This is a genomic window from Mycobacterium sp. TH-M116, assembly GCF_057473685.1.
The window spans coordinates 1-15,241 of the sequence record NZ_JBYCLC010000114.1; the positions used below are offsets into that span (position 1 = coordinate 1).

Here is a 15,241-nt window from a genome sequence, read left to right on the forward strand (position 1 = left end):
CCCCCCCCCCCCCCCCCCCCCCCCCCCCCCCCCCCCCCCCCCCCCCCCCCCCCCCCCCCCCCCCCCCCCCCCCCCCCCCCCCCCCCCCCCCCCCGCCGCCGAGCATGAGCAGGAACATATCGCCGGTGAGGGCCTCCGCACCGGCGAGCACCAGTGCGAATATCAGCCAAAGCACAGCGCCGGGCATGCGGCCAGAATACGCGCGATCGCGCATGATCGGCCTGCGGCGGCCAAAGCAACTACACTGCGACATCGTGTGGTGTCCCAGTGTCTCGCTGTCCGTGTGGGCGAACGCCTGGCTCGCGGGCAAGGCCGCGCCTGACGACGTCCTGGACGCGTTATCCCTTTGGGCGCCAAAGCAATTCGTAACCGCCTATGATTCGGTCGCGGCGACGCGCACCGGGCTGTCGTGGCCCGATGTCGACGACACCGGGGCGGTGTCGTTGTTGCAGACCCTGCGCACGGCGACGGGACGCTCGGCGGCCGGCGATTCGGCCCGGTTGCGCGACTCCATCAACGTAGTGTTACCGGTGCCCGGCGACGTGCGGGGGCTGACCGCGGGAACCCAGTTTCAGCGCGACGCCCTGGCCGCGGGCGAGGCGATCATCATCACCGGCCCCGAGGCACACGGCAGCGCTGTCGGGCTGGTCCCCGAATTCGCCTACGACGACTTCGAGCACGCCACCGACGGCGCGGGGCTGCCCGAGTCGTCTGCGCTGTCGTGGACGGTCTACTCGCTGCCGGGTGCGCCGGTGCTGGCCCACCACGAACTGGGCGACGCCGAGTACTCCCTGCGGTCGGCCGTGCGCTCGGCCGCCGACACGCTGGGCACCCTCGGGCGCGGCTCGGCGGCGTCCGACGTCGACGACCCGCGCGGGCTTGTCGAGCAGTTGATGGAATCGGCACGGCAGCACCGGATTCCCGACCATGCGCCGTCTCGGGCCCTGCGGGTGCTGGAGAACGCCGCGCACGTCGACGCGATCATCACCGTCAGCGCCGGGCTCAGCCGGATATCGGATTCTCCGCACGGGTCGTTCGTTGCGCTCGAGCCCATCGTGGGGCAATCCTCGTCGGAGTCACGCATCGCCGACGACGCGCTGCGGCCGCTGACCGCGGTGGTGAGATCGGCGCGGATGGCCGCGGTCACCGCGATACTGCACTCGGCGTGGGCGGACTAGCGTTCTGGGCGTCGAGTGTGAATTGACGGCGCCGAGCGTGAAGCGTCGGCGGGGCATTTCGGCGTGTCGCCGACCAGGTTTCACACTCGACGACTACACGGGGCGCGCCATGCAGTGCGGCGGGCGGCACGGCTCACCGTTGACGCCGGCCAGGCAACCTGGCACCGGGTCACGGCCGCTCACCCGCTCGGGCGCACGACCGGTGCGCAACTCGTCGATCAGACCGGCGGCCAGCCGGGCGAATCGGCGGTCTGCGTTGGGTGTTGCCGCCCGGGCGAAAGCCACGCCCGTCGCCTCGGCCTGCAGGCGCAAGTCGTGGTCGAGATCCCACACCACCTCGATGTGGTCTGCGACGAAGCCGATCGGGCATACCACGACGGCGTCGGTGCCGGATTTCGCCAACGCGGCCAGATGGTCGCCCACGTCGGGTTCCAGCCAGGGCACCTGAGGCGGCCCCGACCGCGACTGCCACACCAGGTCGTAATCGGCGTAGCCGGCGGCCGCGGCGACCAGCCTTGCGGCATAACCGACTTGGCGGCTGTAGAGGTCCGGGCCGCAGCGCCGGTCGGCGGCCACCGGGATCGAATGCGCGGTGAACACCAGCCGCGCACCACCGGGGACCGTCGCCGCGGCCGCGGCGATCGACTCCGCGAACATCTCGACGAACAGCGGATGGTCGAAGTAGGGCCGCAATTTCACCAGTTCCGGCGCGCCGGGCCCGGTGACCCGCCGGGCCCGGGCGACGTCCTCGACGTACTGGGTGCAGCTGGAATAGCCGCTCCACGCCGACGTGGTGAACACCGCTGCCCGGCGGACGCCGTTGTCGCGCATGGCCGCGACGGCTTCTTCGACGTAGGGCTCCCAGTTGCGGTTTCCGAAATACACCGGCAGGCCCACCTCCGCGCGCAGCTCGGTGATCAGCGCGCGGTTGATCCCGTTGATCGGCGAGACCCCACCGAAATGCAGGTAGTGTTGTGCGACCTCGTCGAGGCGTTCGGGTGGCACGTCACGGCCACGGGTGACGTTCTCCAGGAAAGGCCTTACCTGCTCGGGCCCCTCCGGACCGCCGAACGACAGCAGCAGGACCGCATCGAATTGCATTGGGGCCTACAATAACTGCGTGCTGGCGCCGCCGTCGGCGTAGACGATGGTGCCGGTGGTGGCGGGTAGCCAGTCCGACAGCAGCGCGCACACGGTCTTGGCGACCGGCGTGGGGTCCTTCATGTTCCAGCCGATGGGCGCGCGCTGGTCCCAGCCCTGCTCGAGCAGCTGCATCTGGGCGCCGGCCTCGTCGCCGAGCGCGCCACCGACGATCGCACTCATGGCCAGCGTCCGGATCGGGCCGGCGGCAACCAGATTGGAGCGCACACCGTACTTGCCGGCCTCACGCGCCACGAACCGGTTCACCGACTCCAGCGCGCTCTTGGCCACCGTCATCCAGTTGTAGGCGGGCATGGCACGGCTCGGGTCGAAATCCATGCCGACGATGCTGCCTCCTGGATTCATGATGGGCAGCAACGCCTTGGCCAGGGAGGCGTAGGAGAACGCCGAGATGTGAATGCCCTTGGACACGTCTTCGTAGGGCGCGTCGAAGAACGGGTTGATGCCCATCCCGGTCTGCGGCATGAAGCCGATCGAGTGCACCACGCCGTCGAGCTTGTTGCCCTGCCCGATCACCGCGCTCACCCGCTCGGCGAGCGTGGCCAGGTGCTCCTCGCTTTGCACGTCGAGCTCGATCAGCGGCGCCTTCTCGGGCAGCCGGTCGGCGATGCGCTGGATCAGCCGCAACCGGTCGAACCCGGTCAGCACCAACTGCGCGCCCGCCTCCTGGGCCACCTTGGCGATGTGAAACGCGATCGACGAGTCGGTGATGATCCCGGAGACCAGGATCCGTTTGCCGTCGAGCAGTCCTGCCATGTCCGTCCTATCGTTCCTCAGTGCCCCATGCCCATGCCGCCGTCGACCGGGATGACCGCGCCGGAGATGTAACTGGCGTCCTCGGACGCCAGGAAGCTGACCACCCCGGCGACCTCGGCGGCGGTACCGACCCGCTTCGCCGGGATGAATTGCAGCGCGCCCTCCTGAATCCGCTCATCCAGCGAGCGCGTCATGTCGGTGTCGATGTAACCCGGGGCCACCACGTTCGCGGTCACGTTGGCTTTCGACAACTCCCGGGAGATCGAGCGGGCCATTCCGATCACGCCGGCCTTGGACGCCGCATAGTTCGCCTGGTTGCCGATGCCCCAGGTACCGGAGACCGAACCGATGAAGATCATCCGGCCGAAGCGCTTCTTCTGCATACTGCGGGATGCCCGCTGAGCGACCCGGAAAGCCCCGGTGAGGTTGGCGTCGATGACCTTCTGAAACCTCTCCACGGTCATCCGTATGAGGAACGCGTCGGCGGACACTCCGGCGTTGGACACCAGCACCTCGACCGGGCCCTGGTGTTCCTCGACGGCGGTGAAGGCGCGGTCGACGGCGTCGTCGTCGGTGACGTCACACTCGACGCCGAACAGCCCCTCGGGCGCTCCGGAACCGCGGTGTGTGACCGCCACTTTGTGGCCGTCGGCGGCCAATCGCTGTGCGATCGCCAGACCGATCCCCCGGTTTCCTCCGGTGACCAGGACGGAACGGGACACGAACGCGGGCCTGACCGCTGCCGCGGCGTTCTCGGTGCTCTTGTCGGTGGCCGTGTCAGTCACTGCGCCAACCTATCGCCTTGCCGCGTGGGCGCTGCACGTACCCCCTGGGCCTGCACGTACCCCCTGGGCCTGCACGTACCCCCTGGGACGTCGCGAACGTAACCAGGCTGCGACTTTCGGGGCGGTTTTTCGCACTGGGGTTACGCTCGCGGGCCTTGTCGGTGCCGATCAGCACACTTTCGGCCATGACAGACCCCTTTCTGGGCAGTGAAGCCCTGGCTGTCGGCGCAGTGACGGGTTACGAGCTGCGCAGTCGGTATGTACCGCTGCACAAAGACGTCTACATGCCGAAAGATGCCGCGCTGACGGCGGTGTCGCGCGCGAAGGCGTGCTGGCTGCGCTCGCGTCGGCGAGGCGTCCTCGCGGGCTTCTCCGCCTCTGCGCTGCATGGCTCGAAGTGGATCGATCCGGAATTGCCCGCCGCGATCATCGACACCAACCGCCGCCCTGCCACCGGCGTGCAGATCTGGGAAGAACGCATCGAGCCCGACGAGATTGCCGTCGTCGACGGCATGCGGGTCACCACACCGGCTCGAACGGCCCTCGACCTCGCCAGGCGCTGCCGGTTGGGTATGGCGGTCGCCGCGATCGACGCCCTCGTGCAGGCGACCGCCGTGAAAACGACCGACGTCGAGCTGTTGGTCGACCGCTATCGAGGACGTCGGGGAATGAAGGCTGCCCGTGCCGCGCTCGCGCGCGTCGACGGCGGGGCTCAATCCCCGAAGGAAACCTGGGTACGCCTGCTACTGGCAAGCGCCGGCTTTCCCCCGCCGCGGACGCAGATCCCGGTCCTCAGCGAATGGGGTTGGGCAGAGGCATATTTGGATATGGGTTGGGAAGACATCAAGGTCGCCGTCGAGTACGACGGCGACCAGCACCGGTCCAGTCGTGCCCAATACGTGAAGGACATCCGCCGCCTCGAAATGCTGGACCAGCGCTACGGCTGGGTCGTGGTCCGCGTCGTCGCCGAGGACCATCCCGCGGACATCATCCGCCGAGTGGGTGCGGCACGCGCTTCGCGAGCGTGACCAGACTGCGAAAATTCGGACCGCAAACCGCAGCCACGTTACGCTCGCGGACGAAAGATCAGCCGGGCAGGCGGCGATTGATCAGCAGCGCGGCCAGGGCGGCCAGCGCCAGCACCACCGCGCCCAGCCGCAGCCACCCCGCGCTCGCGTCGCCCTTGATGGTCTCGTAGCCGATCTGCTGCTGCAACGACGCATAGACGGCCCTGAGCTCCGAGAGGCTGGCGGCGTTGTACGCATTCCCGCCGGACAGCTCGGCAACCTTCTTCATGGTGGAGTCGTCGACCGGCACCGGCTGGCGCTGATCGTTGATCTCGACGAATCCGTACGGTGTGCCGAACGAGATGGTCGAGATCGGCACCCCCTGGTCCTTGGCGGTGCGTGCCGCGGTGAACGCCCCCTTGGGGTTGTTCGGATTGGTCGGCATCGTCTCCTTGCCGTCGGAGAACAACACGATGCGCGCCGGTGGCGGGGTGTCGCCGCCGCCGATCACCGCGCCCACCGTCGCGATCGCCTGCAGGGCGGTGAAGATGCCCTCCCCGGTGGCGGTGCGGTCGGCGAACTGCAGCTTGTCCAGTGCCCGCTTGGTCGCGTCCCGATCAGTGGTCGGCGACACCAGCACCGTGGCGGTGCCCGCATAGGAGATCAGCCCGAGGTTGATCCCCGGGGTCAGCTCGTCGGCGAACTGCTTGGCGGCGTCCTGCGCGGCGACCATCCGGTTGGGCGGGACGTCGGTGGCGCGCATCGACTGCGACACGTCGACCACCAGCATCACCACCGCGCGGTTGCGCGGAATCCGGACGTCGCGCGTGGGCCCGGCCATCGCGACCGTGAGCAGCACCAGCGACAGCACCAGCAGGATCGCCGGGACGTGCCGCCACGTGGACGGCCGCTTGGGCGCGACGCTTTCCAGCAGTTCCATGTTGGCGAACCGCAGGATCCGCCGCTGCCGGGCCAATTGCATCAGCACATACAGCACGGCCAGCCCGGCGACCACCACAAGGAACAGGAAGAACCACGCGTGTTCGAAGCCCGACATCGACATGGGACCGAGCAACGGCAGCGTCACTGCCGCCCCGCCAGTGCCCCGCGCCGCCGGGACTCCACGAAACGGACGATGTCGGCGAGCCAGTCCCGGTCGGTGCGCAGCGTCAAAATCGGCGCGCCGCAACCGCGGATGGTGCGCGCGACGTCGGCTCGGTGCGCCGCGGCCGCCTTGGCGAAATCATCGCGCAGCTGGGCGTCGATGGTGAACTCGCGAGTCACCCCGGACTCGGCGTCCTGCAGCACGACGTCCCCCACATCGGGCAGTTCGACGTCGCGGGGGTCGAGCACCTCGATGGCCAGCACCTCGTGGCGCGCCGAGATCGCCCGCAGCGGGCGCATCCAGTTGATCGGCCCCAGGAAGTCGCTGATGATCACCGCCATGCCGCGGCGGCGTTCCGGGCGGCGCAACGCGTCGATGGCCACGGCCAGATCCCCGCGCACCCCGAGCGGCGCCCGTGGGGTGGTGGCGATAGTGCGCAGCAGCGTCTGCTCGTGCTGGCGTCCGGACCGCGCGGGCACCCGGATCATCTTCTCGCCGTTGGTGATCAGCGCGCCGAGCCGGTTGCCGCCCCCGCTGTTGAGGTAGGTGATCGCGGCCGCGGCCGCCACCGCCAGGTCGCGCTTCTCGCACCCGACGGTGCCGAAGTCCAGGCTGGCCGACATGTCGACCACCAGCCAGGTCTCCAGTTCCCGGTCGGCGATCATCTGCCGGACGTGAGGGTGGGTGGTGCGTGCGGTGACCGCCCAGTCCATCCGCCGGACGTCGTCGCCGGGCTGGTATTCCCGCGACTCCCCCGGTTCGCTGCCCGGCCCCGGGATCAGCCCGAGGTGATTGCCGTGCAGCACGCCGTCCAGCTTGCGCCGCACGGTGAGCTCCAGGGTGCGCAGCGCCGCCGACAGCTTGGGGTCGTTGATCTGCCCGCGCTGCATCGACGGTGGATGGCGAGGAGCCGCGGGTACCGCGGCGGAGTCGGTGTCGGTCACCGACCGCTGGCCGCGCCCGCGGCCTGCATCACCGGGGGCACCGATTGGCCTTGCTGCGGAACGGCATTCACCTGGGGAAGGGCAACCGTCTGCAGAACCCGGTTGATGACGACCTCGGGCGAGATCTCGTCGGCCAGCGCGTCATAGGTCAGCACCAACCGGTGCCGCAGCACGTCGGGGATCACCTCGACGATGTCCTGCGGGATCACGTAGTCGCGGCCGCGCACCAGCGCCAGCGATCGCGACGCGGCGATGATCCCCAGTGAGGCGCGCGGCGACGCACCGAAGGAGATCCACGCCTTGACGTCATTCATGCCGAGCTGTTCGGGATGCCGGGTGGCGGTCACCACGCGCACCACGTAGTCGACCAGCGCATGATGGACGAAATTGTTGGCGGCGATGTCCTGCAGGCGCAGCAGGTCGCCGGGGTTCATGATCTGCTTGGGCTGCGGCGGCTTGACGCCCATCCGGTAGATGATCTCGCGCTCCTCCTCGGGAGAGGGGTAGCCGACGTTGATCTTGAACAGGAAGCGGTCGCGCTGCGCCTCGGGCAGCGGGTAGACGCCCTCGTGCTCGATGGGGTTCTGGGTCGCCATCACCAGGAACGGGTTGGGCAGGGGGAACCTCTTGCCACCGATGGACACCTGGCGCTCCTGCATGACCTCCAGCAGCGCGGACTGCACCTTCGCCGGGGCCCGGTTGATCTCGTCGGCGAGCAGGAAGTTGACCACCACCGGGCCGAGCTCGGTGTCGAACTCCTCGCGGCCCTGGCGGTAGATGCGGGTACCGATGATGTCGGTGGGCACCAGGTCGGGCGTGAACTGGATGCGCGCGAACGTGCCGCCCACCACCTTGGCGAAGGTCTCCACGGCCAGCGTCTTGGCCACGCCGGGCACCCCCTCGAGCAGCACGTGTCCCCGCGACAGCAGGCCGACCAGCATCCGCTCCACCAACTGGTCCTGGCCGACGATGATCCGCTTGACCTCGAAAATCGCACGCTCCAGCGTGTGGACCTCGGCGGCCAGCCCGTCACCGCCCCCGGAGGGCACGTCCTGGGCCGCCGCGGCCGCGTGCGCGCCCGGGCCCGAGTAACCGCTGGCGCCCGGGGGCGGCCCGCCTGCTGATGTCATTAGCAATCCTCCACAGCTCAATCGGACACCTCTGCCGGCACGACCGAAATCGTGGGGCAGCCACGTGCCCGCGTCCAACTATTCCAGGCCCGCCGGATTCCGTCGACGCCGCGGCTCCCGCCCGGCGAGTGCACGGGCGACCCTTCCTGGCCGGCGCCCGGCTTCAGTACTCGATGATCCTAGTCAGGAATGGCGTCATACCGGCCTTGCGTACCGAGCTCACGGTCACCTTGCCGGCGCTTCCGGACGCCTCGAGCATCCGGCCGTTACCCAGATACATCGTCACGTGCTGGCCGCCGCCGGGGCCGTAGAAGATCAGGTCGCCGCGCCTGGCCTGGTCCGGCGGGATGTGGCGGCCGGCGTTGTACTGGTCACCGGAGAACCGCGGGATCAGCACACCGACCCCGGCGAAGGCGTACCGCATCAAGCCGGAACAGTCGAAGCCGTTGATGTTGGCGCCGTCGCCGACGCCCTTGCTGGGGCCCTTCAGCGAACCCCCGCCCCAGGAATAGGGCACGCCCATCTGCGAGCCGCCCCGCTTGATCACGTACTCGATGGCCTGGCGCCCGTAGACGCGCGGAATCTTGCCGCCCGGGTTGGTGGTGGCGGCGGCCGGGGCCTCGCCGCCGGGAAGGTTGATGCCGAGCCCGCCCAGGAACTGCCTGCCCAGATCGACGGTGGTCTGGGTGGCCTGTGCGGTCGCCTGCAGCGACGCGGAGGCGACCGAGAGCGGGTCCCCCGGCGCGCCCGCGCTGATCATCGCCGGCAGCGTCGGGTCCCACGGACCGGGGTCCGCGGTGGCCGGGGCGGCCCCGGACGACAGCGACGAGAATGTCAGACCGGCCGCCAACGCGGCGCTGCAGGCGAGATGGGTGAATCGAAACCGCTTGCGGTGCATGGCTCCTCGCTCAGTACTCGATGTAGCGGACCACGTAGGGGGTCATGCCGCTGGTGCGCACGGGCGCGACACGCACCTTGAGGCCGACGTCGGGGGCCTCGAGCATCTGGCCGTTGCCGAGGTAGAGCGTCACGTGCTGGCTGCCACCCGGTCCGTAGAAGATGACGTCGCCACGGCGCATCTGCGCCGACGGGATCTTGCGGCCCATCTTGTACTGCGCCCCCGAGTAGTGCGGCAGCTTGATGCCCACCCCGGCGAACGAATACAACACCAGGCCCGAACAGTCGAAGCCGGTGGTCCCGGCTCCCGAGTCGATGCCCTTGCTGGGCCCGGCCGCGTTGCCACCGCCCCAGGAATACGGGACCCCGATCTGCGACATCCCGCGCCGGATCACGTACTCGGATGCCTGACTCCCGTAGACCCGCGGGATCCGGCCCGGGGCGTTGGTGATGCCGGTGTCGTCAGGTTTGAGAATGCCCACGCTCTGCAGGAACTTTCGCCCCATGCTGGCGGTCACCTGCGTCGAGGTGGCCGAATACCCCAGCACCTGGTTGATCACCGCGATCGGGTCGCCGGGGACGTTGGCGCTGGGCACCATGGGCAGTGTCGGGTCCCAGCCGCCGTCCCACGTGCGCCCCCCCGCCGTGGGTGCGGCGGAATCGCCGGATCCCCACCGGTCACCCGGTGCGCCGGATCCACCCCCGCCCGACGACCACTCGCGCGCGACCTCGTGCTTGGCGGCCTCGAGCCTGGCCTGAGCCTCATCGCGCTCGGCTGCCAGTCGGGTGACCTCGTCGCGTTGCCGGACGAACTTGTCCCTGGAGTCCTGCAGCGCCGCCACCGCAGCATCCTGGCTGGCCTGCGCGTCGACGGCAGCCCTGTCGGCCTTCTGCTTGGCAAGGCGCGCCGCCGACTCCTTGTTCACCTGCTCGGTGCGCGCGCGTTGCAGCTTGTCCATGGCCGACTGCGCGCTGGCGGTCAGGGCCTGGGCGGTGGCCTGGGTGCCGAGGATGTCCTCGGGGCTGGTCGCGGTGAGGTAGCTGCCCGACGGCCCGTTCATGTACGTCGCCACGGCGAAGCGGTCGAAACGGCGCTGCGCCGCCGCGATCGCCGCATCGGCGTCCTTGACAGCCCCCCGGCTGGCCTCGACGTCGTGTTCGGCCGAGGCCGCGTTGTCCCGCGCTGTCTCGACGTCGACCATCGCCTTGTTGACGCTTTCGAGTTCGGTCTGGATTTCCGCGTTCAGGTCCTGGAGGCGCTGGTTGGCCCGGGCGACGTCGGCGATCGCGACGGCCAGCTTGCCCGACCCGGGATCGGCGTTCGCCAGTCCGGGCGTGCCCAGCAGCAGCGCCGCGCTCACGATCGAGCCCAGGATCGATGGAATAACCGGCCGCGTCAGCTTTGCGGCCCGTCGCACAGAAAAGCCCCCGCTGGTGCCTCTCATTCGTCTCAAATCTCCTACGTCTGACGCGGATGGACGGCGCGGGTCGTGACGTAAGGCGCCATGTATAACACGAGCATCATTTGCACCGTACGTCACATGTGACGCAGTAGAAACGGTGGTCACAAACTGCATTCCGGACGTGCGTTTACTGTGACCGGATGGTGACCTGCACTATTTGCCAGGAGGAGACGCGACGAGCCCGCCCGGTGGACGCCGCACGAAAAGCTACTGTTCAGCGGCCTTTATCGGCTGGACTGCTGGAGTTTCGGCCGTCCCGGCCGATGTTGCCGCACGCCGACCACGCACCTGCAGGAAACGGGCGCCGACGGCGGCCAGGAGCACCCCGATCAGCAGGAATATCGTCAGCCCGGTCCAGGGAAACTCGGGGGCGTCCAGGGTGTGCAGAAAGTTCTGCGCCGAGACCACCGGGTTGCCGGTCTTGGAGTGGTCCTCGCCGGCTTCGAGCGTCACGCGCGGGAACTGCGTGCTGTAGCTGCCGACATAGCTTGGACTGAGCGTGAGGACCGTGACGTTCGGATAGTCGGCCCCCACCACGGTGGAGATGTCGCGCAGGGGCGTGTCGCTGGGCGGATTGTGGTCCAGCAGCACGATCTTGAGATCGATGCCGTCGGCGTGAGCCTGGTCGACCACATCCAGCAGTCCCGGGACCGCCGCCGGCGGTGCACTGACCCCACTCGCCGCCACCTGGGCCTTGACCACGGACATGTCGACGTCCTGCGGAATGTAGGTCGGCAGGAGTGGTTGCCAGAGAAAAGTCATCGTCTCGCTCCTGTTGCGCGGTCACGCTCGCGTGACACTCGGCCACGGCGGTCACTCTAGCGTGGCACTCGGCCACGGCGGTCACGCTCGCGTGGCACTCGGCCACGGCGGTCACGGCGGGAATCGGGGCCGTGCGGGGGGCGAGGGGTTTAAACCCGGGCCCCACCCGACAAGACTGAGTGGTAGAACTGCGGCCGTAATGCAGGACAAACGTACTGTTAAAGTGGCTGCGCCGGCACGGCCCGTCGGCGCAAGAACTCAATCCCCGGGAGTTGATGTGACTAGCAAGGATCCTGTGAACTCGTTCGGTGCCCGCCACGACCTGAAGGTCGGCGACAAGAGTTACCAGATCTATCGCCTGGACGCGGTCCCCAACACCGAGAAGCTCCCCTACAGCCTCAAAGTGCTCGCCGAGAACCTGCTGCGCAACGAGGACGGCAGCAACATCACCAAGGACCACATCGAAGCCATCGCGAACTGGGATCCCGAGGCGCAGCCCAGCATCGAGATCCAGTACACGCCCGCCCGCGTGATCATGCAGGACTTCACCGGTGTGCCGTGCATCGTGGACCTGGCCACCATGCGGGAGGCCGTCGGCGACCTGGGCGGCACACCGGACAAGGTCAACCCCCTCGCACCCGCCGACCTGGTGATCGACCACTCGGTGATCGCCGATCTGTTCGGCCGGGCCGACGCGTTCGAGCGCAACGTCGAGATCGAGTACCAGCGCAACGGGGAGCGCTACCAGTTCCTGCGCTGGGGCCAGGGCGCGTTCCGTGATTTCAAGGTGGTGCCCCCGGGCACCGGCATCGTGCACCAGGTGAACATCGAATACCTGGCCAGCGTGGTCATGGAACGCGACGGAGTGGCATATCCCGACACGTGCGTGGGCACCGACTCGCACACCACGATGGTCAACGGCCTGGGCGTCCTGGGCTGGGGTGTGGGCGGCATCGAGGCCGAGGCCGCCATGCTGGGCCAACCGGTGTCGATGCTGATCCCGCGGGTGGTCGGCTTCAAGCTGACCGGCGAGATCCAGCCGGGCGTGACGGCCACCGACGTGGTGCTGACCGTCACCCAGATGCTGCGCGAACACGGCGTGGTCGGCAAGTTCGTCGAGTTCTACGGCCAAGGCGTCGCCCAGGTGCCGCTGGCCAACCGTGCCACCCTGGGCAACATGAGCCCCGAATTCGGTTCCACCGCAGCCATTTTCCCGGTCGACGAGGAGACGATCTCCTACCTGCGGTTCACCGGGCGCAACGAGGAGCAGCTGGCGCTGGTCGAGGCCTACGCCAAGGCGCAGGGCATGTGGCACGACCCCGACCACGCGCCCGCCTTCTCCGAGTATCTCGAGCTCGACCTCGCCGACGTGGTGCCCTCGATTGCCGGGCCCAAGCGTCCGCAGGACCGAATCCCGTTGTCGCAAGCCAAGACGACATTCCGCAACCAGCTGCCCGGCTACGTCGGTGACGACCCGGACAAGAAGGAGTACTCCAAGCTCGACGAGTCCGTCGACGAGTCGTTCCCGGCCAGCGATCCTGGCGCACTGGGGAACGGACACGCCGACGACGCCCCGCCGGTGCACTCGGCGGCCGCGCACGCCAAAGGCCGGGTGAGCAACCCGGTGACGGTGAAGTCCGACGAATACGGCGAGTTCGTGCTCGACCACGGCGCCGTGGTGATCGCCGCGGTCACGTCGTGCACCAACACCTCCAACCCCGAGGTGATGCTGGGCGCGGCGCTGCTGGCCCGCAACGCCGTGGAAAAGGGCCTGTCGTCCAAACCGTGGGTGAAGACCACGATGGCCCCGGGCTCCCAGGTGGTCCACGACTACTACGACAAAGCCGGCCTGTGGCCGTATTTGGAGAAGCTCGGCTTCTACCTCGTGGGCTACGGCTGCACCACCTGCATCGGCAACTCCGGCCCGCTGCCCGAGGATGTCTCCAAGGCGATCAACGACAACGATCTCTCGGTGGCCGCCGTCTTGTCGGGCAACCGGAACTTCGAGGGCCGCATCAACCCCGACGTGAAAATGAACTACCTGGCGTCGCCGCCGCTGGTCATCGCCTACGCGCTGGCCGGGACCATGGACTTCGACTTCGAGAAGGAACCGCTCGGCACCGGCAAAAACGGCGAGGCTGTCTATCTGAAAGACATCTGGCCGTCGCAGAAGGACGTCTCGGACACCATCGCCTCGGCGATCAACTCCGAGATGTTCACCAGGAACTACGCCGACGTGTTCAAGGGCGACGAGCGCTGGCGCAACCTGCCGACCCCGAGCGGCAAGACCTTCGAGTGGGATCCCGACTCGACGTACGTGCGCAAGCCGCCCTACTTCGAGGGCATGACGGCGGACCCCGAACCGGTCGGCGACATCACCGGCGCCCGGGTGCTCGCGCTGCTCGGCGACTCGGTGACCACCGACCACATCTCCCCCGCCGGCGCGATCAAGCCTGGCACCCCGGCGGCGCAGTACCTCGACCAGCACGGCGTGGACCGCAGGGACTACAACTCCTTCGGTTCGCGGCGCGGCAACCACGAGGTGATGATCCGCGGCACGTTCGCCAACATCCGGCTGCGCAATATGCTGCTCGATGATGTGGCGGGCGGGTACACCCGTGACTTCACCCAGGACGGGGGCCCGCAGGCGTTCATCTACGACGCCGCGCAAAACTATGCGGCACAGAACATTCCGCTCGTGGTGCTGGGCGGCAAAGAATACGGCTCCGGTTCGTCGCGGGACTGGGCGGCCAAGGGCACGCTGCTGCTGGGCGTGCGCGCGGTGATCGCCGAGTCGTTCGAGCGCATCCACCGCTCCAACCTGATCGGCATGGGCGTCATCCCACTGCAGTTCCCCGAGGGCAAGTCGGCCGGTTCGCTCGGGCTCGACGGCACCGAGGTCTTCGACATCACCGGGATCGGTGCGCTCAACGACGGTAAGACACCCAAAACCGTTCACGTCAGGGCCAGGAAAGACGGAGGCGACCCGGTCGAATTCGACGCGGTGGTGCGCATCGACACCCCCGGCGAGGCGGACTACTACCGCAATGGCGGCATCCTGCAGTACGTGTTGCGCAACATGCTCAAGTCGGGCTAGTGGCGATCGCAAGCGCGGCGTGGCCGGGCGCAGCGGGTCGCCACCCGAAAGATCTAGTGGCGATCGCAAGCGCGGCGTGGCCGGGCGCAGCGGGTCGCCACCCGAAGATATAGCCCTGCCCGCCTGTGCCCAAAGTCAGCCAGGACCATCTGGCGGCCCGCCGCCGCCAGATCCTGGACGGTGCCCGTCGCTGCTTCGCCGAGTACGGCTACGACAAAGCCACCGTCCGCCGGCTGGAACAGGCGATCGGGATGTCGCGCGGCGCGATCTTCCACCACTTCCGGGACAAGGACGCACTGTTTTTCGCGCTGGCGCACGAGGACGCCGAACGGATGGCCGACGTGGCCTCCCGCTCCGGACTCGTTCAGGTGATGCGCGACATGCTCGCTGCGCCCGAGCAATTCGACTGGCTGGCCACCCGGTTGGAGATCGCACGCAAACTGCGCAACGACCCCGCGTTCAGCCGCGGGTGGGCGGAGCGGTCCGCGGAACTGGCAACGGCGACGACCGAACGCCTGCGCCGCCAGAAGGAAGCGCACCGGGTCCGCGACGACGTCCCCGCCGACGTGCTGCAGTGCTATCTCGAACTCGTCCTGGACGGCCTGGTGGCCCGGCTGGCGTCCGGGGAGGATCCGCGGCGGCTGTCCGCGGTGCTGGACCTGGTGGAGAAATCGATGCGCCGCAACGGTTCCGGGATCGCGACCTAGAAACTCAGCGGGCGCTCGCCGTCGCCTGCGGCGACGTGCCCGAGCTACGCCGAGCTACGCCAGCTCGATGAGATCGCGGTATTCGGCGGACCAATAGTCCTCGGTCCCGTCGGGCAACACCAACACCCGCTGCGGATCGAGCGCCTCGGCGGCACCGGGGTCGTGCGTCACCAGCACCACGGCACCGGCGTAGCTGCGCAGCGCGTCGAGCACCTGCTCACGCGACGCGGGATCGAGGTTGTTGGTCGG

General features: G+C 68.5%; 13 protein-coding genes and 2 pseudogenes. 4 read left to right on the forward strand and 11 right to left on the reverse strand.

What is annotated here, in order from left to right; all coding sequences use genetic code 11:
• Window positions 1-91: 91 nt before the first annotated feature.
• Window positions 92-187 (reverse strand): annotated as a pseudogene (locus AC2VOK_RS05625) (NfeD family protein); the annotation flags it as partial.
• 67 nt (window positions 188-254) lie between these two features.
• On the opposite strand from AC2VOK_RS05625, the gene AC2VOK_RS05630 reads away from it, so the two are divergent.
• Complete coding sequence (locus AC2VOK_RS05630; protein WP_428899599.1) at window positions 255-1,178, forward strand: hypothetical protein; 924 nt, start codon at window positions 255-257, stop codon at window positions 1,176-1,178.
• 93 nt (window positions 1,179-1,271) lie between these two features.
• On the opposite strand, the gene AC2VOK_RS05635 is transcribed toward AC2VOK_RS05630, so the two are convergent.
• The 3 genes from AC2VOK_RS05635 to fabG1 are packed head-to-tail and all read right to left on the reverse strand — an operon-like array spanning window position 1,272 to window position 3,880.
• Window positions 1,272-2,279 carry a ferrochelatase gene (locus AC2VOK_RS05635; protein ID WP_428899600.1) on the reverse strand — a complete coding sequence of 336 codons (1,008 nt, stop codon included), beginning with the start codon at window positions 2,277-2,279 and terminating at the stop codon, window positions 1,272-1,274.
• A 6-nt stretch (window positions 2,280-2,285) separates the two neighbouring features.
• Entirely contained in the window at window positions 2,286-3,095 is an 810-nt protein-coding gene (gene inhA / locus AC2VOK_RS05640; protein ID WP_428899601.1) for an NADH-dependent enoyl-ACP reductase InhA, read from the reverse strand.
• A 17-nt stretch (window positions 3,096-3,112) separates the two neighbouring features.
• Window positions 3,113-3,880 (reverse strand): 3-oxoacyl-ACP reductase FabG1, encoded by a 768-nt coding sequence (gene fabG1 / locus AC2VOK_RS05645; RefSeq protein ID WP_421530911.1) that lies wholly within the window; start codon window positions 3,878-3,880, stop codon window positions 3,113-3,115.
• A 185-nt stretch (window positions 3,881-4,065) separates the two neighbouring features.
• On the opposite strand from fabG1, the gene AC2VOK_RS05650 reads away from it, so the two are divergent.
• Window positions 4,066-4,908: a type IV toxin-antitoxin system AbiEi family antitoxin gene (locus tag AC2VOK_RS05650; protein WP_428899608.1), complete on the forward strand. Its 843-nt coding sequence runs from the start codon at window positions 4,066-4,068 to the stop codon at window positions 4,906-4,908.
• A 58-nt stretch (window positions 4,909-4,966) separates the two neighbouring features.
• Here the strand turns inward: AC2VOK_RS05650 and AC2VOK_RS05655 are convergent, their stop codons facing one another.
• The 6 genes from AC2VOK_RS05655 to AC2VOK_RS05680 form a co-directional block, all read right to left on the reverse strand.
• The gene (locus AC2VOK_RS05655; protein ID WP_428899602.1) at window positions 4,967-5,974 is read right to left on the reverse strand and encodes a VWA domain-containing protein; all 1,008 of its coding nucleotides are present in this window, start codon (window positions 5,972-5,974) and stop codon (window positions 4,967-4,969) included.
• Window positions 5,971-6,882, reverse strand: coding sequence for a DUF58 domain-containing protein (locus AC2VOK_RS05660; protein ID WP_428899609.1), 912 nt, complete (start codon window positions 6,880-6,882; stop codon window positions 5,971-5,973). The genes AC2VOK_RS05655 and AC2VOK_RS05660 overlap by 4 nt, the downstream gene beginning before the upstream one ends.
• A 50-nt stretch (window positions 6,883-6,932) precedes the next feature.
• Window positions 6,933-8,066, reverse strand: coding sequence for a chaperone MoxR1 (gene moxR1 / locus AC2VOK_RS05665; protein ID WP_428899603.1), 1,134 nt, complete (start codon window positions 8,064-8,066; stop codon window positions 6,933-6,935).
• Between the two features lie 163 nt (window positions 8,067-8,229).
• Window positions 8,230-8,964 carry an NlpC/P60 family peptidoglycan endopeptidase RipB gene (gene ripB, locus AC2VOK_RS05670; RefSeq protein ID WP_421530908.1) on the reverse strand — a complete coding sequence of 245 codons (735 nt, stop codon included), beginning with the start codon at window positions 8,962-8,964 and terminating at the stop codon, window positions 8,230-8,232.
• A 10-nt stretch (window positions 8,965-8,974) separates the two neighbouring features.
• Window positions 8,975-10,408 (reverse strand): NlpC/P60 family peptidoglycan endopeptidase RipA, encoded by a 1,434-nt coding sequence (ripA, locus tag AC2VOK_RS05675; protein WP_428899604.1) that lies wholly within the window; start codon window positions 10,406-10,408, stop codon window positions 8,975-8,977.
• A 225-nt stretch (window positions 10,409-10,633) separates the two neighbouring features.
• A complete protein-coding gene (locus AC2VOK_RS05680) occupies window positions 10,634-11,188 on the reverse strand; it encodes an Rv1476 family membrane protein (protein ID WP_428899605.1) in 555 nt (184 codons plus the stop codon).
• A 277-nt stretch (window positions 11,189-11,465) separates the two neighbouring features.
• Between AC2VOK_RS05680 and AC2VOK_RS05685 the strand changes: the two genes are divergently transcribed.
• Together AC2VOK_RS05685 and AC2VOK_RS05690 are read left to right on the forward strand one after the other, a co-directional pair.
• Complete coding sequence (locus AC2VOK_RS05685; RefSeq protein ID WP_428899606.1) at window positions 11,466-14,285, forward strand: aconitate hydratase; 2,820 nt, start codon at window positions 11,466-11,468, stop codon at window positions 14,283-14,285.
• Window positions 14,286-14,410: 125 nt separating this feature from the next.
• On the forward strand, window positions 14,411-14,992 hold the full coding sequence (locus AC2VOK_RS05690; protein ID WP_428899607.1) for a TetR/AcrR family transcriptional regulator: 582 nt from the start codon (window positions 14,411-14,413) through the stop codon (window positions 14,990-14,992).
• 54 nt (window positions 14,993-15,046) lie between these two features.
• Here the strand turns inward: AC2VOK_RS05690 and AC2VOK_RS05695 are convergent.
• Window positions 15,047-15,241, reverse strand: a pseudogene (locus AC2VOK_RS05695) (ABC transporter ATP-binding protein); the annotation flags it as partial.